The sequence below is a fragment of the Micromonospora siamensis genome (assembly GCF_900090305.1).
GTDB classification, from domain to species: Bacteria; Actinomycetota; Actinomycetes; order Mycobacteriales; family Micromonosporaceae; genus Micromonospora; species Micromonospora siamensis.
Genome location: NZ_LT607751.1, coordinates 6,198,353 through 6,216,365, shown reverse-complemented (window position 1 = coordinate 6,216,365; position 18,013 = coordinate 6,198,353). Strand labels below are relative to the sequence as shown.

Below are 18,013 nucleotides of genomic sequence, written 5' to 3'. Positions count from 1 at the left end.
ATGATCAACTCGCGTTGGCCGGGGTTGGGGGCTGGGGTGGGTTTTTCTTGAGGAGGTACTAGGTGGTGCATGGTAGTGGGCGTATTATGTGTCGCATGGTAGCGGCGGGTGGATCGGACGACTCGGGCGAGCGGCAGGCCCAGTTGCTGCGCGGATCCTTGGACATGTGCCTGCTCGCGCTGCTCGCCGCCGAGCCGGCGCACGGCTACGAGCTCGTCCGCCGGCTCGAGGCCGCCGGTTTCGGAACGGTCAGCTACGGCACCGTCTATCCGTTGATCACCCGACTGCACCGCCTGGGACTCGTCGCCAACGCGCTTCAGCCCAGCCCCAGCGGCCCACCCCGCAAGGTCCACCGGCTCACCGATGCCGGCCATGATCGGCTGCGCGCCTGGCGGGAGCAGTGGTTCCAGTTCGTGAGCGTCGTGAACGAGACGCTCGCCGTCCGTCCATCGAACCCAGGAGACGACCATGAGCACGTCGACGTCGGCCGTTGACCACCTTCTCGCCGCCGCCGACCGGCAGTGGCGCGCCCTCGGCGTCCACCGCCGCGACCGGGCGACCCTCGCCGCCGGCCTGCGTACCGAGCTGGAGGCGGCGGCCGTCGACGGGCTCGATCCCGCGGAGCTCCTCGGCGCCGACCCCGCCGGGTTCGCGCTGCGGCTCGCCGAGGAGGCCGGCGTGGAGCGGACCCCACCCCGGTACGGCCAGGTGCTCGGCGTGGCGAGCGCGGGCGGGGTCCTCGCCCTCGTCGTGGGATACGTCGCGGCCGTCGGCCTGCACGAGGTGTTCGTGGCGGCATTCGACCTGCCGCGGGACGTGCGGGTGCCGGTGTGGCTCGCCGCTGGCGTCTTCTACGCCGGCGTCGCGGCGGTCGTCGTCGCCGGCGCCGCTCTCGCCGTGCGCGTGGCCCTGCGCGATGCGCCCCGCATCCGCCACACGGCGGCGCGGATGACGCTACTGCTGCCGCCCGCTGTCGCCGTCGCGATCGTCGCCGCTGCCGCGTTCGGCTGGGCGCTCGACTTCCCGCTCACCCCACTGGTGATCGGGACCGAGGCGGCGATCGTCCTCGCTGCCTTCCTCGCCGCGACGGCGCTGGCCCGTCGCTGGTCCGTGACGGCGGCGCGGTGAGCCGGCCGACGCGGCGGTCCCGGGAGCCCTCCGCCCGGTCCTCGGCAGCGGGTGGCTGAGCCGGGCCCTAGTCGAAGAAGCGGGCCTGGTGGGTTCGGGTGGGCGGGTCGGCGTCGGGCGGGAGCGGGGTGAGGTCGGCGAAGATGCTGGCGCCGTCGCAGCCGGCGTGCAGCGGGTACCAGCGGGGCGTGCCGGGCGGGCGCTGGCCGCAGACACCCTTGAACGTCTGTACGTCGAGGAAGCGCACGTGGGTCGGGTCGGCCACCGCGTTGACGTGCCGCCACCACGGGCTCATCACGTGCAGGACGCCGCCCGGCCGCAGCACCCGGTGGCACTCGTCCACCAGCGGCAGGAAGTCGATCAGGTGCTCCAGGATGTGCACCGCGAAGAGCACGTCAACCGAGTCGTCGGCCAGTGGCAGCGAGCCGGACAGGTCGGCGACGGCGTCCACCCCGGGAGCCGGGAAGATGTCCAGGCCAAGGTTGCCCGGCCACTGCTTCTGGCCGCCGCAGCCCAGGTCCACCACCACCGGGTCCCGGCCGGCCACCCGGACCCGGCACCAGACCGCGTAGACCCCGGCCAGCCGGCCCACCAGGTCGCGGACCAGCCGCACCTGGGCCGGCTCGTCGACCTCGCCCTCGACGTGGGCCACCCCGCCGTCGAAGCGCACCTCCACGGACAGCCCGCGGAGCCGCTCGTCGTGCCGGGCCTGCTCGGTCCACGCCTCGGTGAGGAAACCGTCCACCGCCCGCAGCCGCTCGGCCGAGGGCGGATTCGGTGCCATCGCGACCATCCGGGCCACCTCCCGGCCCGCCGTTACCCGCATTCGCTCCCGGTATGCCCAGCTCGTCCCGGCCGTACCCGGGCAGCGGGCCCGGACCGCCCGCGGGCCCGCGACCGGAGCGCGGACCGCCCGCGGGCGCGCGACCGGAGCGCGGGCCGCCCGCGGGCCGGCGGCCGGGCGGCGGTCAGACCTTGGTCTGGGTGAGCCGCCAGTGGTTGCCGAACGGGTCGCGGAAGCCGGCGTCGATGCCGTAGAAGCGCTCCGACGGCTCCTCGGTGAACTCCACGCCCTTCGCCGACAGCTCCCGGTACGTCGCCCAGCAGTCGTCGGTGGCCAGCGCACCCGGACCCATCATGCCCAGCGAGACCAGCTCGCGGACCTTGACCGCCCGTTCCTCGTCCATCACCGGCGGGCCGGGCACCGCCAGCATGATCGGCACCTCGGGCTGCGCCGGGGCGTGCACCAGCAGCCACCGGCCGCCGCCCTCCATGGGCGCGTCGAAGCCCACCTTCATGCCCAGCTTGTTCACGTAGAAGTCGTACGCCACGTCCTGGTCGAAGACCATGACGCAGACCAGACCGACACCCTTGATCATCGGTTTTCCCTCCACTCTCGTCGCACCTCGGAGACTAGGGAGCGCGACGGCCGGTGGGCTTCTCGAAAACGCTCAGGCCCGGGCAGGAGTGCTCAGGCCGGGCCGGCCGGAACGCTCAGACCGGCTGCGCCGGCCGGCTCCATGCGCGTACCAGGCAGGCCGGCAGCCGGGCCAGCTCCGCCCGCCGCGCCACCGCCCCGGCCCGGTACCCGCTCGGGCTCTCGCCGACGAAGCGGCGGAACTGGGTGCTGAACGAGCCCAGGCTGGTGAAGCCGACCGCCAGGCAGACCTCGGTGACCGTGAGATCCCCGTCGCGCAGCAGGGCCTTGGCCCGTTCCAGCCGCCGGGTGAGCAGGTAGCGGTGCGGGGTCACCCCGAACGCGGCGACGAAGCTGCGGGTGAAGTGCGCCCGGGACACGTGGGCGCGGCGGGCCAGCGCCGGTACGTCCAGCGGGTCGGCGTACGACCGGTCGATGTGGTCGCGGACCCGCAGCAGGTGCCGGGCGAGCGGCGCGGACGTGCCCACGGCTCAGCCGGAGACGCTCCGCCGGACGGTACGGCCGCCGGGCCGCATCCGCTGGCGGGGCTGCGGGGCGGGCGCCTTGGGCCGCTTGAGGTGGTAGCGGTGCAGCTCGTTGTTGCCGGGCAGGGACGGGTCCTCGCTCATCGACACCAGCTCCCAGCCCTGGTCACCGGCCCGGTTCAGGTGGGCCAGCGCGGTGTCGCCGTAGGGCGTGACGTCGACCATCGAGCCGTCCGGGCCGTACCAGATGAAGACGATCTCCCAGCCGATGTCGGTGGTGGCGGCCTGGCGGCGGCGGACCAGCAACGCGTACTCCCACTTGAGCATGGGGTCATTCTCACCCGGTGTGGCCCGCTCGGCACGGATCAGTGTTCGGCGATCCGTCCGCCGTCGACCCGCAGCCGCCGGCCCACCTGCACCGCGTCCAGCATCCGCCGGTCGTGGGTGACCAGCAGCAGCGTGCCCCGGTAGGAGGCCAACGCCGACTCCAGCTGCTCGATGGCGGGCAGGTCCAGGTGGTTGGTGGGCTCGTCGAGCACCAGCAGGTTGACCCCACGCCCCTGCAACAGGGCCAGGGCCGCGCGGGTCCGTTCGCCGGGGGAGAGGGTCGCCGCCGGCCGCAGCACGTGGCCGGCGCGGAGGCCGAACTTGGCCAGCAGCGTCCGCACGTCCGCCGGCGACATGTCGGGTACGGCGGCGCCGAACGCGTCGAGCAGCGGCTGGTCGCCGAGGAACAGCCCCCGGGCCTGGTCGACCTCGCCGACCACCACCCCGGGGCCGAGCGCGGCGTGCCCGGCGTCCAGCGGCAGCCGGCCGAGCAGGGCGGCGAGCAGGGTGGACTTGCCGGAGCCGTTCGCCCCGGTGATCGCCACCCGGTCGGCCCAGTCGATCTGGAGGTCCACCGGGCCGAGGGTGAAGGAACCGCGGTGGACCACCGCGCCGCGCAGCGAGGCCACCACCGCCCCTGCCCGGGGCGCGGCGGCGATCTCCATCCGCAGCTCCCACTCCTTGCGCGGCTCCTCGACCTCCTCCAGCCGCTCGATCAGCCGGGCGGTCTGCTTGGCCTTGGCGGCCTGCTTCTCGGTCGACTCGGCGCGGAACTTGCGGCCGATCTTGTCGTTGTCGGTGGCCTTGCGGCGGGCGTTCTTGACGCCCTTCTCCATCCAGGCGCGCTGGGTGCGGGCCCGTGCCTCCAGGGCCGCCCGGGTGTCGGCGTACTCCTCGTAGTCGGCGCGGGCGTGCCGGCGGGCCACCTCCCGCTCCTCCAGGTACGCCGCGTAACCACCGCCGTAGTGCCGGATCTGCTGCTGCGGCAGGTCCAGCTCCAGCACCCGGGTGACGGTGCGGGTGAGGAACTCCCGGTCGTGGCTGACCAGCACGGTGCCGGCGCGCAGCCCGGTGACGAACCGTTCCAGCCGTTCCAGGCCGGCCAGGTCGAGGTCGTTGGTGGGCTCGTCGAGCAGGAAGACGTCGTACCGGCTGAGCAGCAGCGAGGCCAGCCCGGCCCGGGCCGCCTGGCCGCCGGAGAGCGCGGTCATCGGGTGGTCCAGGTCGACCCCGAGGCCCAGTTCGGCGGCCACCTGCCCGGCCCGCTCGTCCAGGTCGGCGCCGCCCAGGTCGAGCCAGCGCTCCAGCGCCCCGGCGTACGCGTCGTCAGCCCCGGGCGTACCGGCGGTGAGCGCCTCGGTGGCGGCGTCCAGCGCGGCCTGCGCCGCGGTGACCCCGGTACGCCGGGCCAGGAAGTCGCGGACGGTCTCGCCCGGCCGCCGTTCCGGCTCCTGCGGCAGGTAGCCGACGGTGGCCGTGGGCGGGCTCAGCGAGACGGCGCCCAGCTCCACCGGCTGGAGCCCGGCGAGGGTACGCAGCAGCGTCGACTTGCCGGCCCCGTTCACCCCGACCAGCCCCACCACGTCCCCGGGCGCCACGACCAGATCCAGGTCGGCGAAGAGCACCCGCTCCCCGTGCCCCGCCGCCAGCCCCTTGACCACCATCGTCGCGCTCATCGCGCCGACCCTATCCGGTCGACGGAGGGCCCCTTTCGCAACAGCGGTTCCGGGGCACCGACGGCCGGGACACGAGGCAGACTCACTCAGGTGGTGACGACTTTGGCGATCGACTGCGGGGGCGGGGGGATCAAGGCGTCCGTCCTCGACGCCGCGGGGACGATGCGTGCCCGGCCGCTGCGGGTGCCCACGCCGTACCCGCTGCCGCCGGTGTTGTTCGTGAAGACGCTGGTGGAGCTGGGTGGCCGGCTCCCGGCCGCGGACCGGGTGACGGTCGGCATGCCGGGCATGATCCGGCACGGGGTGGTGGTGGCGACGCCGCACTACGTGACCCGGTCCGGTCCGCGCAGCAAGGTCGACCCGGAGCTTTCCGCCGAGTGGTCCGGGTACGACGCCCGCAGCGCGCTCGCCGACGCGTTCGGGGTGCCGGCGCTGGTGCTCAACGACGCCGAGGTGCACGGCGCCGGGGTGGTCGCCGGGACGGGCTGCGAGCTGGTGCTGACCCTCGGCACCGGGCTGGGCAGCGCGCTCTTCGACGGCGGGGTGCTGGCACCGCACCTGGAGCTGTCGCACGCCCCGGTGCGCTGGAACACCACCTACGACACGTACGTCGGGGAGCCGGAGCGGCGGCGGCTCGGCGACGCGTTCTGGTCCCGGCGGATCCGGCAGGTGGTGGAGGGGTTGCGGCCGGTGTTCCGCTGGGACCGGCTCTATCTGGGCGGCGGGAACTCGCGACTGATCCGGCCGGAGCAGCTGGCCCGGATGGGTGACGACGTGGTGGTCGTACCGAACACGGCCGGGATCGTCGGTGGTGTCCGGGCCTGGGACCTGGTCGGCGACCGGTACGACCCCACCCACTGACGCCGCCGGGAACACTCGCGGTACGGCTGATGTTGTGCCAGCGTCGGAACAGTACGACGCGGAACGAGGGGGTGGGTCGGATGGATCTTCTGGCGGACTACCGGCGGGCGACCATGTTCTTCGAGGCGGGTGACCCGACCGGAGCGGCCCGGCTGCTCGAGCCGATCGTCGAGGCCGAGCCCGGCAACTCCTCGGTACGGCAGCTGCTGGCCCGGGCGTACTTCCAGTCCGCCCAGCTCAACCGGGCGGAGGAGCAGCTGCGCGAGCTGGTCGACCGGGACCCGAGCGACCACTACGCGCACCACGTGCTGGGGCGGACGCTGGAGCGGATGAACCGGCACGCCGACGCGCTGCGGCACCTGCGGATCGCCGCGGCGATGTACTCGACCAACGACGACTACACGACCGCGCTGCGTCGGGTGGAGACCCGGGTCGGCCTCGGTCGCTGACGAACCACCCGCACGGCACGGCGAAGGGCGGCCCCGAGGGGCTGCCCTTCGCCGTGTCCGGCTCCCGCCGTCCGGCGTGCCTACGATGGGTGGGTGAAGCTCAAGCTGGATCTCCACGACATCTACAACAAGGGCCACGACATCGACCGCGCGCTGCGCGGGATCATGGACGAGGCGGTGGCGAAGAAGGCCACCCTGGTGGAGATCATCCCTGGCAAGGGTTCCGGCGCGCTGAAGAAGAAGGTGCTGCGCTTCCTCGACCAGAAGGACGTCAAGCAGCTCTACCACCGGGTGGAGAAGGATTCGAAGAACTTCGGCCGCCTCTTCGTCCACTTCCGCCACAAGTAGCACCCGCAACGACGTTCCGGGCGATGCCGAAGATCCACGCCTGGGGTGTCCCCGACGAGGGCGAGTAGTTCGTGGCGGACCCGATCGCCGCGAGGTTGCCGCAGCGCCGCCGGCGTTACCACCTGACCGCGTCCCGAGGCTGGCCGCTGCCGGTGGGGCCGCCAGCTGTCGGCGTGGGTAGGGTGCGCGGCATGCGGCGAAGTTGGGGGCTTGCGGGGGTAATGCTGGCATGCGGCGTGGCCGTGGCGACCACTTCGTTCGCCGGGGGTTCTCCCGCGGCCGGCACCGTCCAACTCCTGCTCTTCGTCGTGCTGGCGGTGCTGCTGTCGCCGCTACCCTTTCCGCGGTCGTCGGGTGACGCGGCGGCGGAGGACGGCGCCGACGACGGCCGGCCGGTTGTCTACTGGCGGCCCGGATGCCCCTACTGCCTCCGACTGCGAGCCCGACTGGGTCGGGACGCCCGGCTGCTCTCCTGGGTGAACATCTGGAGTGACCCGGCCGGCGCGGCCGTGGTCCGGGCGGCGGCGGGCGGCAACGAGACGGTGCCGACCGTCGTGGTGCGGGGGCAGGCGTTCGTCAACCCTGACCCCGGTTGGCTGCAGGCCCGGCTACGTGCGATCGGGTGACATGAGCCGACCGGGCGCTGCACGACCCTGCTCCGCGCGATGCACTCAAAAATGAGGGTTCCATTCTTGGGTGTGTATCGGGGCTGAGGCGGTGACCCGGCCGGCGTCGTTCGACGTCGTCGACGGCCGGGTCACCCGGATCTGGGCGGTCCGCAACCCGGGAAGCTGCGGCCCTGGGTGCGCTGACCCTCAGAACTGGTACGTCTTCGCCACCGCCAGCATCTCCGAGCTGTGCGACCCGACCACGCCCACGTCGGCCGGCCGGGTGCGGAAGCCCGGCACCCCGGCCAGCCCGTCGCTGGCGTCCATCGCCCGCAGCGTCACCTGACCGGCCTTCGGTTCCAGGGTGAGGGTCACCTCGATGCCCTCCGGCGGCGGGGCGTGGAAGACGATCCCGAAGCCCCACCTGCCGTCGCGCGCCTTGATCGGCACGTCCCGGCCGGCCACCGTCGCCGTCCTCACCGTGGCGGTGCCGGTGTCGACGTGCAGGGTGGCCAGCCGTACCGGGCGTTGCGGGGTGAGTCGGAGCCGCAGGGTCCGCTGGTCACCGGCGTTGGTGTCGGCGAGCACCTCCAGTTTCGGGGCGGGCAGGTCCGCCGCCTGCGCCTTTCCGGCGCGCAGCTCGCCGTCGCCCAGCCCCGGGAAGTCGTCGGCGACGGAGACCGTGCCGTCGACGTACCCGTCGGTCCAGGGCTGTGGGTCGTCCTCGTGGCTGAGCCAGCGGGCCTGGCCGGTGCCGGCGTCCAGGGCGTACATCAGGTGGGTGGGCACCGGGTGGGCGGCGTCGAATCGGTCGACGGCCAGGCCGACCCCGGCGAGCACCACGGCGGCGAGCCCGGCGGCGAGGGCCGGCACCGCGCCGGCCCGGCGGGCGCGCAGCGCGACCATCCCGCGCTGCCCGCCGGCGGCCGGGTGCAGCAGGTCGAGCACCGGCAGCGCGGCGAGTCCGAGCAGCACCGCGAAGAGCGCCGCCACGCCGCCCATCGCCATGCCGAGCGCCGGGAAGAGCAGCACCACCGTGGGCAGCAGGATGAGTACGCCGACTGCGCCGGCCAGGGTCACCGCCACCACCGGCCACGGGCCGTCGACCCGGGTGGCCAGGGCGACCAGGCCGGCGAGCGTGCCGGCCAGCGCGGGCAGGGTGGCCAGGTACGCCCCGCCGGGCACCAGGACGGCCAGCAGCACCCCGAGTACGGCCAGCCAGGCCAGCCCGCCGAAGGCCAGCGCGGCCGGGCCGAACCGGCGGCGGGCCAGCGCGTACCAGGCGAGCAGGATCGTCGCGGCGAGCGCCACCACGGCGAGCCTGTACCAGGTCGGCCGGTACGGGTCGAGCAGCTCGGCGTAGCCGGGGCGGATCGTGGTGATCCCGGCCCACAGCAGCTGGGCGGCGATCGGGGCGAGCAGGATCGGCGCCAGCGCCAGCCCGAAGCCGGCGGCCAGGCCCCAGCCGGTGGCCCGCCCGCGCCGCACGGTGAGCCAGCCGAGCGCCGCCACGGCGAGCAGCGCGAGCAGGGCCAGCGGCAGGGTCAGCCAGCCCGGGTAGCGGACCAGCCCACCGGGGACGGGGAAGTAGGTGGCGTCGTGCCCGGCGCGCAGCGCCTTGAGGTCGGTGCGGCCGAACTCGCGGGCGAGTCCGAGCGCGTTGTCGCCGTGCATCTGGAGACTGCCCCGGTCCATCGCGGCGGGGGTGTCCAGCGGGGTGTGGTAGATCGCGCCGCCGTCGATGTAGGCGGAGTTCAGCCCGACGAAGCCGTGGTCGAGGAACGCGGTGAAGTCGGTGTCGTTGGGCAGCGCCCGGTAGATCTCCACCGCGAACGAGGTGCCCACCGGGTGCGGCGCGGCCCGGCCGAAGACGTCCACCAGGGCGGCGTTGTTCCGCGACGTCTCGAACATGATCACCGGGCCGGTGGCGCCCCGCGCCTCCAGGTTGAGCACCACGCCGCCGTCGTCGGCGAGCGGGTCGTCGGCGGCGAACGCGGACGCGCCGCAGAGGCACGCCTCCTCGGCGTCGGTGAGCACGAAGACCACGTCGTTGCGGGGGCGCGGCCCGGCGGCCAGCGCCCGGGCCACCTCCAGGATGGTCGAGGTGCCGGCCGCGTCGTCGTTGCCGCCCGGCCCGGACTGCACCGAGTCGTGGTGGGCGACCAGGAAGACCCGGCCGGTCGGGTCGGTGCCGGGGAGCCGGGCCACCACGTTGCGGACCCGGGCCAGGGTGGCGCCGCCGGCCGCGCCGCTGAGCTGCCCGGCCTCCGGGGCCACCGTGTCCTGGACGGTGGTCTCCAGCCCGAGGCCGCGCAGCACCCCCTCGACGTGCGCGCGGACCTGGTCGCCCGCCGGGCTGCCGGCCACGTGCGGCCGGGCGGCGATCACCTTGACGTTCTCGTACGCGCGTCCGGCGCTGAACTCGCCGGCCGGCGCGTCCGCCGGTCGGGGCGTCGGGGTGCCCAGGTCGACCAGGACGGCGGCGCCGACGGCGAGCAGGGCGGCGAGCGCGGCGACGGCGGCGAGCGCGCGCCGGCGCGGGCGGCTGAACGCCCGGTCGGCGGCGCGGGTGGGGGGTGCGCCCACGGGGACTCCTCGGGGGTGGTGCGGGGGTGGGGATCATCCTGCCCGCCGTACGGGCGGCGCGGCAGCACCCGCCGGTGATCGGGGCGGAACCGTAACGACCGGCCGGGCGGCGACGCTCACCGGGTGGGGGCTGTGCCCGATCACCCGGGTCGCCTACCGCACGTGCCGACGCCGTCGTGTTGTGTGCGACCGTTGTCTAATACAGGATCAGCAGGGCACTCGGAAGGAGCCCGACATCAGCAGCGAACTACCGCGACTCGCGGCGGTGACCCGGCCGAACCGGGGGACCGGTGTGACCGGTTCCTCCGTCGTGCCCCGGGCCGTCGCGCGCAGCGAGGTCGGGCACCGCACCGGGCTGCCGCCCGGCGAGCGGCTGCGGGTCCTGCTGGTGGAGGACGACGAGGGCGACGCCTTCCTGGTCGGCGAGCTGCTCGCCGAGACCAACTCGATGATCGACCTGCTCGTCGCCACCAGCCTCAGCGAGGCCCGGCAGCGGGTGATGGGCGTGGACTGCGTCCTGCTCGACCTGGGCCTGCCGGACGCCCAGGGGTTGGACGGGCTGCGCCAGGTGCTGGAGATGTCCAGCGGCGCCGCGGTCTGCGTGCTCACCGGCCGCTCCGACGAGCACCTGGGCATCGTCGCGGTCGCCGAGGGCGCCCAGGACTACCTGGTCAAGGGCCAGGTCGACGGGGTGCTGCTGACCCGGGCGCTGCGGTACGCCGTGGAGCGCAAGCGGGCCGACGAGAACGCCCGCCGGCTGCGCGAGGTGGAGCTGCGCCAGGCCGAGTCGGCCCGCCTGGAGCGCGGCCTGCTGCCCCAGCCGCTGATGAGCACCGACGAGGTGTCGGTGCACACCTTCTACCGCCCCGGCCGGCACGCCGCGCTGATCGGCGGGGACTTCTACGACGTGGTGCAGACCCGGCCGGACCGGGTGGACCTGATCGTCGGCGACGTCTGCGGGCACGGGGTGGACGAGGCGGCGCTCGGCGTCGAGCTGCGGGTCGCCTGGCGGGCGCTGATCCTGGCCGGGGTGCCGGACGACGAGGTGCTGCCCGCCCTGGAGCAGGTGCTGATGAGCGAGCGCCGGCTGCAGGAGATCTTCGCCACCGTGGCCACCGCCCGGCTGCACCTGGCCGCCAACCGGGCCACCGTCCGGCTGGCGGGCCACCCGCCACCGCTGCTGCTCTCCGCGGGTAAGGTCGCGCCGGTGCCCGCGCGGGGTGGGCTGCTGCTCGGCGTACGGCCACGCCGGCCTGTCGCCTTCGACCTGGAGTTCGCCACCGATGACTGGTCCCTGCTGATGTACACCGACGGCCTGATCGAGGGGCGGGTGGGCGACGGCGACGAACGGCTCGACGTGCCGGGGCTGGCCGGCCTGCTGACCGAGCCGGCCAACCGTGCGGTCCCGCTGCCCGAGTTGCCCGCCTGGCTGGTCGGCCGGGCCGAGCAGATCAACGGCGGCCCGCTCGCCGACGACGTGGCGATGCTGCTGGTGACCAGGGGCGGCGGCCGGTGAGCGCGAGGAGTGAGCCGGGTTTGCGAGCCCCGCAGTCGCGAACGAAGGTGGCCCCGGTGAGCGCGAGGAGTGAGCCGGGTTTGCGAGCCCCGCAGTCGCGAACGAAGGTGGCGCTGTGAACACGTACCGCCAGGGGTGGACCCTGCGCCGGCGGGTGCTCGCGATGCTGACCGTGGTCGGCGCCTTGCTGCTCGGGCTGGCCGTGGCCGAGGCGGGGGTGGCCGCCAAGAACCGGCAGTACACCGACGCGGTGCTGACCAGGACGGGGCCGCTGCGGGTGCAGGGGCAGGAGTTGCTCAACGCGCTCCTCGACCAGGAGACCGGCGTCCGCGGGTACGCGGTCAGCGGCAGTCCGGCCGACCTGGCCCCGTACCAGAAGGGGCTCGCCAAGGAGCGGGACACCGTCGCGAAGATCGAGGAGCTGGGCGCCGGATATCCGGGTATCGTCGCCGACCTGCGGGTCTCCCGGCAGCGGGCGGACGCCTGGCGGCAGTCGGTCGCCCAGCCGGTGATCACCACCACCGGGCGCAGCGGCACCGCCGCCGGGCAGGCGCTGATCACCGACCAGGCCCGGCAGCAGTTCGACCAGGTCCGGGCCAGCGTGGCTGATCTCCAGGCGGAGATCCTGCGGGCCCGCGAGAACGGTGCCAGGGACATCGAGCGGACCGGCAATCTGCTGGTCGTGCTGCTGATCATCGCCGCCGTGGTGGTGGTGGTGACCGGCGTGGCCCTGGTCCTGGCACTGCAACGGATGGTGATCGGGCCGTTGACCGGGCTGGCGCTCCAGGTGCGGGAGGTGGCCGAGGGCGACTACCAGCACCACATCGACGGCAGCGGTCCACCGGAGTTCCGCCGGCTCGCGGTGGACGTGGACGCCATGCGGCAGAAGATCGCCCGGGACCTGGCCGAGGTACGCGAGGCCCGCGAGCGGATCGAGTGGGTCAACAGCCAGCTCCAGAAGCAGGCCGAGGAGCTGACCCGCTCCAACCGTGACCTGGAGCAGTTCGCGTACGTCGCCTCGCACGACCTCCAGGAGCCGCTGCGCAAGGTGGCCAGCTTCTGCCAGCTGTTGCAGCGCCGCTACGCGGGGCAGCTCGACGAGCGGGCCGACCAGTACATCGCCTTCGCGGTGGACGGCGCGCAGCGGATGCAGCGGCTGATCAACGACCTGCTGGCGTTCTCCCGGATCGGCCGGCTCACCACGGGTTTCACCGAGGTCGACCTGAACAAGGTGATGGGCGACGTGGCCGGCCAGACCGAGGCGGCCCGCCAGTACGCCGACGCCGAGCTGACCTGGGACGAGCTGCCGGTGATCCGCGGCGAGGAGCCGCTGCTGACCAACCTGCTGGCCAACCTGGTCAGCAACGCGGTGAAGTTCCGCCGCCCCGACGTCACGCCCCGGGTGCACGTGTCGGCGCGGCTGGTGGGCGACGAGTGGGAGATCACCTGCCGGGACAACGGCATCGGGATCGAGCCGGAGTTCGCCGACAAGATCTTCGTGATCTTCCAGCGGCTGCACTCCAAGGACGCGTACCCGGGCACCGGCATCGGCCTGGCGATCGTGAAGAAGATCGTGGAGTACCACGGCGGCCGGGTCTGGGTGGACACCGACGTCGAGGAGGGCACCGCGATCCGGTTCACCCTCCCGGCGCTGCCGGAGGACGTCGAGGCGGCCGAGGCGGCCGAGCGGTCCGCCGCCGAGGACGAGACCCCCACCGACGAGACGCCGGCGGGACCGGCCGCGGCCGGGGATGACGAGACGGCGGCCCTGCCGGAACAGCCGGTCGGGGCCCCGGACGGGGTGTCGACCGAAGATGACCAGGCACCGACGCCGCGGGGCGGTACAACGGGTGGCATGAAGGAGACGGTGGGATGACCGCGCCGGCGGACGGCAAGAGCCCGATCGAGGTCCTGCTCGTGGAGGACGACCCGGGTGACGTGTTGATGACCCAGGAGGCGTTCGAGGAGCACAAGCTCCGCAACCGGCTGACCGTGGTCTCCGACGGCGCCGAGGCGCTGGCCTACCTGCGGCAGGAGGGCGCGTACGCGGACGCGGTGACCCCGGACCTGATCCTGCTCGACCTCAACCTGCCCCGGCGGGACGGGCGTGAGGTGCTCGAGGAGATCAAGGAGGACGAGGTGCTGCGCCGGATCCCGGTCGTGGTGCTGACCACCTCGCAGGCCGACGAGGACATCCTGCGCAGCTACCAGCTGCACGCGAACGCGTACGTCACCAAGCCGGTCGACTTCGAGCGGTTCATCTCGGTGGTGCGGCAGATCGACGAGTTCTTCGTCAGCGTGGTCAAGCTGCCGCCGCGTGGCTGACACCCTGCTCGACGACGTCGCCGGCCTGCTGCACGAGGCCGCCGACCACGTCGTGGTGCCGATGTTCCGCAAGCTGGACGACGCGGACATCTCCGAGAAGGCCCCCGGCGAGGTGGTCACCGTGGCCGACCAGCGGGCCGAGGAGCTGATCTCCGCCGGCCTGCGCCGGCTGCGGCCCGGCTCGGTGGTGGTCGGCGAGGAGGCGGTGGCCGAAGACCCCGGCCTGCTGCGGCACCTGCGCGGGGGCGGGGACGTCTGGCTGGTCGACCCGATCGACGGCACCTCCAACTTCGCCGCCGGTAGGCGGCCGTTCGCGCTGATGGTGGCGCTGCTGAGCGAGGGTGAGCCGGCCGCCGCCTGGATCCTCGACCCGCTCGCCGGGACGCTGGCCACCACCCGCGCCGGTGAGGGCGTCGTGGTGGACGGGCGGCCGGTGCGGACCACCGACGCGGTGCCGCCGGTCGGTGAGCTGCGTGGCACCGCGATGACCCGGTTCCTGTCGCCGGCGGCCCGCTCGACGGCCGAGGCGGGCGGCGAGCGGATCGGCGAGCTGCTCCCCGGCCAGCACTGCGCCGGCCGGGAATACCTGGACCTGCTCACCGGCGACCAGCAGTTCGTGCTCTTCTGGCGCACCCTGCCCTGGGACCACGCGCCGGGCACCCTGCTGGTCCGGGAGGCCGGTGGGGTGGCCCGCCGGTTCGACGGCACGGACTATCACCCGGCCGACGAGAGCCGGGGGCTGCTGGTGGCCGCCAACGAGGAGATCTGGGCCGAGGCCCGCGCCGCCCTGGTCGCCGACTGACCGTCGCGCTCGACGCCGACCGGCCGCCGCGCCGGCCGTCGACCGCAGGCGGTGCGGCCGCCGGGCGACACGCAAACCATGCTCGTCTTCGATGTACCGGCCACAGCGGCCAGGTTCGCTGCGTACCATCGCCCCGGTGAACTCCCCATCGTCACAGGTCGCGGCCGAGCCCGCGGCCGTGCCCGCCGAGGGCCGCGCCCTGCCCGACGGCCTCGCCGCCTTCCTGGTCTTCCTCGCCAGCGGGGCGGTGCTGGTGCTGGAGACCGTGTCGCTGCGCCTGGTCGGGCCGTACGTCGGGGTCACCCTCCAGGTCACCAGCTCGGTGATCGGCATCGCGCTGGCGGCCATCGCGTACGGGGCGTGGACCGGCGGGTGGCTGGCCGACCGGCGGGACCCGCGCACCCTGCTGGCGCCCGCCCTGGTGCTGGCCGGCATCGCCACCGCGGTCACCCTGCCCGTGGTCCGGTACGCCGGTGAGCTGCTGCGCGGCGGGGCGGCCAGCGCGATCCTGCTGCTCACCGCGCTGGCCGTGTTCGTGCCGGCTGCGCTGCTGGCGGCGGTCACCCCGCTGGTGGTGAAGTTGCAGCTCGCCGACCTGCGCCGCACCGGCCAGGTGGTCGGGCGGCTCTCCGGCATCGGCACCCTCGGCGGCATCACCGCCACCCTGGTCACCGGTTTCGTGCTGGTCGCGGCGCTGCCCAGCACGGTGATCGTGCTGGCGTTGGCGGTGGCGCTCGGGGTGACCGGGCTGGCGCTCGGGGCGTACCTGCGGCGGCGGGGGCGGGCGGGACTGCCCGGTCCGGCCCGGACGAAGGCCACGCTGGCCGTGCTGGGTCTGGTCGGGGCGGGGCTCAGCGCGGTGGCGCCGAACCCGTGCGACACCGAGACGGCGTACCACTGCGCCAAGGTGGAGGCCGACCCGAACCGGCCGTCGGGGCGGGTGCTGCTGCTCAACTCGGCCCAGCACTCGTACGTCGACCTGGCCGACCCGACCCACCTGGAGTACGCGTACACCCAGTGGTTCGGGGCGGTGGCCGACGAGACGGCGCCGAAGGGGCGGCGGCTGGACGCGCTGCACCTCGGCGGCGGCGGGTTCACCATGCCGCGCTACCTGACCGCGACCCGGCCGGGCACCGACAACCTGGTCTTCGAGATCGACGGCGCCCTGGTCGACCTGGACCGCCGGGAGTTGGGCGTGCGGACCGGTCCGGGGCTGCGGGCGGTGGTGGGCGACGCCCGGATGCTGCTCGCCGGGGAGGCCACCGACAGCCGGGACCTGATCGTCGGGGACGCGTTCGGTCACCTGGTGGTGCCGTGGCACCTGGCCACCCGGGAGATGGCCGCCGAGATCCGCCGGGTGCTGCGGCCGGGGGGCGTCTACACGCAGAACGTGATCGACTATCCGCCGGACCGGTTCATCCGCAGCGAGCTGGCCACGGTAGCCGCCGAGTTCCGGCACGTCGCGCTGATCGCCCCGCCGGCCGCGATCGCCGGGCGGCAGGGCAGCAACTTCGTCATCGTGGCCTCGGACGCGCCGCTGCCGGTGGACGCCCTGGAACGGCGGGTCACCGGGTTGCGCGAGTCGGCGGGCCTGCTGGAGGGCGCGGCCCTGACGGAGTACGTCGACGACGCGCTGGTGCTCACCGACGACTACGCGCCGGTGGACCAACTGCTCGCCACCGCCTGAACGGGTGACTTTTCTGACCGATTCCGACCTTCCAGGTGTAGCCGGGGGGCTCTCGGGCAAAAGCTCGGACCATGGGTGGAGCTCTGCGGAACGGCGCGCAACTGCTCGGTGAGCGGTACCGGCTGATCGAGCAGCTCGGCGCGGGCGGCATGTCCGTCGTCTGGCGCGGTTACGACGAGGTGCTGGGCCGACAGGTGGCGATCAAGGTGCTCGCCTCCCGGCTGGCCAGCGACCGGTCCTTCCGGCACCGCATCCGGTTGGAGGCGCAGGCCGCCGCGCGGCTCTGCCACCCGAACATCACCAACGTGTACGACTACGGCGAGTCCGAGCAGGTCGGGCTGACCGTCCCGTACGTGGTGATGGAGCTGGTCGACGGCGGCCCGCTGAGCCAGCGGTTGGCCTCCGGCGGACCCCTGCCCTGGCGGGAGGCGGTGACCATCGGGGCGGAGGTCGCCTCGGCGCTGGCCACCGCGCACGCCCGCGGCGTGGTGCACCGGGACGTCACCCCCGGCAACGTCATGCTCACCTCGACGGGGGTGAAGGTCGTCGACTTCGGCATCTCGGCGCTGGTGGGGGAGAGCGAGAAGGGGCCGGACGGCAACCTGCTCGGCACCCCGGCCTACCTGGCGCCGGAGCGGCTCGACAACGGCCAGGTCTCCCCGGCCACCGACGTGTACGCGGTCGGCCTGCTGCTCTACCGGATGCTCACCGGCCGGTTGCCCTGGCAGGCCAGCACCACCACCGAGATGCTCCGGGCGCACATGTACAACGAGCCGGACCCGATGCCGCCGGTCGCCGGGCTCCCCGACGAGATCGCGGGAATGGTCCGGCGCTGCCTGGCCAAGCGTCCGGCCGACCGGCCGACGACCGCCGAGGTGGCCCGTACGCTCGCCGACGCGGCGGGGCTGCTCGCGCCGGTGCCGGTCTCCCCGGCGCCGGGGGTGACGGATCCGGCGCTGCTGGCCAGCGCCGGCACCACGATCCTGCCGTGGTCGACCGACACCGACGCGTTGCCGTTCTCCGGCGCCCGCGACCGGAACCGGGCCCGGCGGGCGGTGTCCCGGCGGCGGCGGGTCGAGGCGGGGGTCGCCGCGGCGGGTCTGGTGGCGGTGACCGCCGGGGTCTGGGGGGTCACCTCCCGCAGCCCGGCCAGCGGTGGGGTGGACCGGCCGGTGGAGGCCGGGATGGGGGTCGCCCAGCAGACCCCCTGCGAGGTCGACTACGTGCTGCGCCGGGACACCGGCAAGGACTTCGCCGCCGAGCTGACCCTGACCAACACGGGGAACCGGGAGCTGCGCGGCTGGACGATGAGCTTCACCTTCCCGGGCAAGCAGAAGGTCCTGCGGGCCACGCCGACACCGGCGCGGCAGGAGGGCCGGACGGTCGAGGTCAGCGCGCCGGCCGGGAAGGACACCCTGCCGCCGGCCGCCACCCACAAGTTGACGCTGACCGGCTCGTACACCGGCAGCAACCCGTTGCCGGTGGAGTTCCGCCTGGGCGACACCGCCTGCGGGGTGGAGGTGGCCGGGGTGGCCGGTTCGGTTCCGGTGGTGGTACCGAAGGCACCCGTGGCCAAGGCGCCGGCCGCCAAGGCGCCCGTGGCCAAGGCGCCCGCTGCCAAGGCGCCCGCGGCGAAGGCCGGGTCGGGCGGCGGCGGATCCGCGGGTGCAAAGTCCGGTGCCGCGAAGGCGAAGCCCGAGCCCAAGGGCAAGAAGGGCAAGGGTGAGGGAAAAAAAGGATGAAGGCCGGCAAGAGCAAGGGGGGAGGCGGCGGCAAGGGTAAGGGCAAGAAGCACTGA

The 18,013-nt window shown here is 73.9% G+C and carries 17 protein-coding genes and 1 pseudogene; 12 read left to right on the top strand and 6 right to left on the bottom strand.

Features of this window, described 5'->3' with window-relative positions:
* Window positions 1–95 precede the first annotated feature (95 nt).
* Window positions 96–494 (top strand): PadR family transcriptional regulator, encoded by a 399-nt coding sequence (locus GA0074704_RS28505; protein WP_088973326.1) that lies wholly within the window; start codon window positions 96–98, stop codon window positions 492–494.
* Window positions 469–1,128, top strand: a complete 660-nt coding sequence (locus GA0074704_RS28500) for a hypothetical protein (protein ID WP_088973325.1) — start codon at window positions 469–471, stop codon at window positions 1,126–1,128. Before GA0074704_RS28505 ends, GA0074704_RS28500 begins: the two co-directional genes overlap by 26 nt.
* Before the next feature lie 67 nt (window positions 1,129–1,195).
* On the opposite strand, the gene GA0074704_RS28495 is transcribed toward GA0074704_RS28500, so the two are convergent.
* From GA0074704_RS28495 to GA0074704_RS28475, 5 genes are all read right to left on the bottom strand, one after another.
* Window positions 1,196–1,921 (bottom strand): methyltransferase domain-containing protein, encoded by a 726-nt coding sequence (locus GA0074704_RS28495; RefSeq protein ID WP_088974041.1) that lies wholly within the window; start codon window positions 1,919–1,921, stop codon window positions 1,196–1,198.
* Between the two features lie 175 nt (window positions 1,922–2,096).
* Window positions 2,097–2,507 carry a VOC family protein gene (locus tag GA0074704_RS28490; protein ID WP_088973324.1) on the bottom strand — a complete coding sequence of 137 codons (411 nt, stop codon included), beginning with the start codon at window positions 2,505–2,507 and terminating at the stop codon, window positions 2,097–2,099.
* A gap of 115 nt (window positions 2,508–2,622) precedes the next feature.
* A complete protein-coding gene (locus GA0074704_RS28485) occupies window positions 2,623–3,033 on the bottom strand; it encodes a helix-turn-helix domain-containing protein (protein WP_197697577.1) in 411 nt (136 codons plus the stop codon).
* A 3-nt stretch (window positions 3,034–3,036) separates the two neighbouring features.
* Complete coding sequence (locus GA0074704_RS28480; RefSeq protein ID WP_088973323.1) at window positions 3,037–3,357, bottom strand: hypothetical protein; 321 nt, start codon at window positions 3,355–3,357, stop codon at window positions 3,037–3,039.
* 38 nt (window positions 3,358–3,395) lie between these two features.
* Window positions 3,396–5,033 (bottom strand): ABC-F family ATP-binding cassette domain-containing protein, encoded by a 1,638-nt coding sequence (locus GA0074704_RS28475; protein ID WP_088973322.1) that lies wholly within the window; start codon window positions 5,031–5,033, stop codon window positions 3,396–3,398.
* Between the two features lie 90 nt (window positions 5,034–5,123).
* Here GA0074704_RS28475 and GA0074704_RS28470 point away from each other — a divergent pair, with 90 nt between their 5' ends.
* The 4 genes from GA0074704_RS28470 (at window position 5,124) to GA0074704_RS28455 (ending at window position 7,317) form a co-directional block, all read left to right on the top strand.
* On the top strand, window positions 5,124–5,894 hold the full coding sequence (locus GA0074704_RS28470; protein ID WP_088973321.1) for an ROK family protein: 771 nt from the start codon (window positions 5,124–5,126) through the stop codon (window positions 5,892–5,894).
* Window positions 5,895–5,974: 80 nt separating this feature from the next.
* Complete coding sequence (locus GA0074704_RS28465) at window positions 5,975–6,343, top strand: tetratricopeptide repeat protein (RefSeq protein ID WP_088973320.1); 369 nt, start codon at window positions 5,975–5,977, stop codon at window positions 6,341–6,343.
* 93 nt (window positions 6,344–6,436) lie between these two features.
* Entirely contained in the window at window positions 6,437–6,691 is a 255-nt protein-coding gene (locus tag GA0074704_RS28460; protein ID WP_088973319.1) for a Smr/MutS family protein, read from the top strand.
* A gap of 242 nt (window positions 6,692–6,933) precedes the next feature.
* Entirely contained in the window at window positions 6,934–7,317 is a 384-nt protein-coding gene (locus GA0074704_RS28455; protein WP_231926707.1) for a glutaredoxin domain-containing protein, read from the top strand.
* A gap of 189 nt (window positions 7,318–7,506) precedes the next feature.
* Here the strand turns inward: GA0074704_RS28455 and GA0074704_RS28450 are convergent, their stop codons facing one another.
* Entirely contained in the window at window positions 7,507–9,885 is a 2,379-nt protein-coding gene (locus GA0074704_RS28450) for a M28 family peptidase (RefSeq protein WP_088973317.1), read from the bottom strand.
* 265 nt (window positions 9,886–10,150) lie between these two features.
* Here GA0074704_RS28450 and GA0074704_RS28445 point away from each other — a divergent pair, with 265 nt between their 5' ends.
* From GA0074704_RS28445 to GA0074704_RS28420, 6 genes and pseudogenes are all read left to right on the top strand, one after another.
* Window positions 10,151–11,401: a PP2C family protein-serine/threonine phosphatase gene (locus tag GA0074704_RS28445; protein ID WP_377472020.1), complete on the top strand. Its 1,251-nt coding sequence runs from the start codon at window positions 10,151–10,153 to the stop codon at window positions 11,399–11,401.
* Between the two features lie 115 nt (window positions 11,402–11,516).
* Window positions 11,517–13,277: a sensor histidine kinase gene (locus GA0074704_RS28440; protein ID WP_231926705.1), complete on the top strand. Its 1,761-nt coding sequence runs from the start codon at window positions 11,517–11,519 to the stop codon at window positions 13,275–13,277.
* A complete protein-coding gene (locus GA0074704_RS28435; RefSeq protein ID WP_088973316.1) occupies window positions 13,274–13,726 on the top strand; it encodes a response regulator in 453 nt (150 codons plus the stop codon). The genes GA0074704_RS28440 and GA0074704_RS28435 overlap by 4 nt, the downstream gene beginning before the upstream one ends.
* Window positions 13,719–14,528, top strand: coding sequence for an inositol monophosphatase family protein (locus tag GA0074704_RS28430; RefSeq protein ID WP_088973315.1), 810 nt, complete (start codon window positions 13,719–13,721; stop codon window positions 14,526–14,528). The genes GA0074704_RS28435 and GA0074704_RS28430 overlap by 8 nt, the downstream gene beginning before the upstream one ends.
* Window positions 14,529–14,664: 136 nt before the next feature.
* Entirely contained in the window at window positions 14,665–16,215 is a 1,551-nt protein-coding gene (locus tag GA0074704_RS28425; protein WP_088974037.1) for a fused MFS/spermidine synthase, read from the top strand.
* A gap of 71 nt (window positions 16,216–16,286) precedes the next feature.
* Window positions 16,287–18,013 (top strand): annotated as a pseudogene (locus GA0074704_RS28420) (protein kinase domain-containing protein).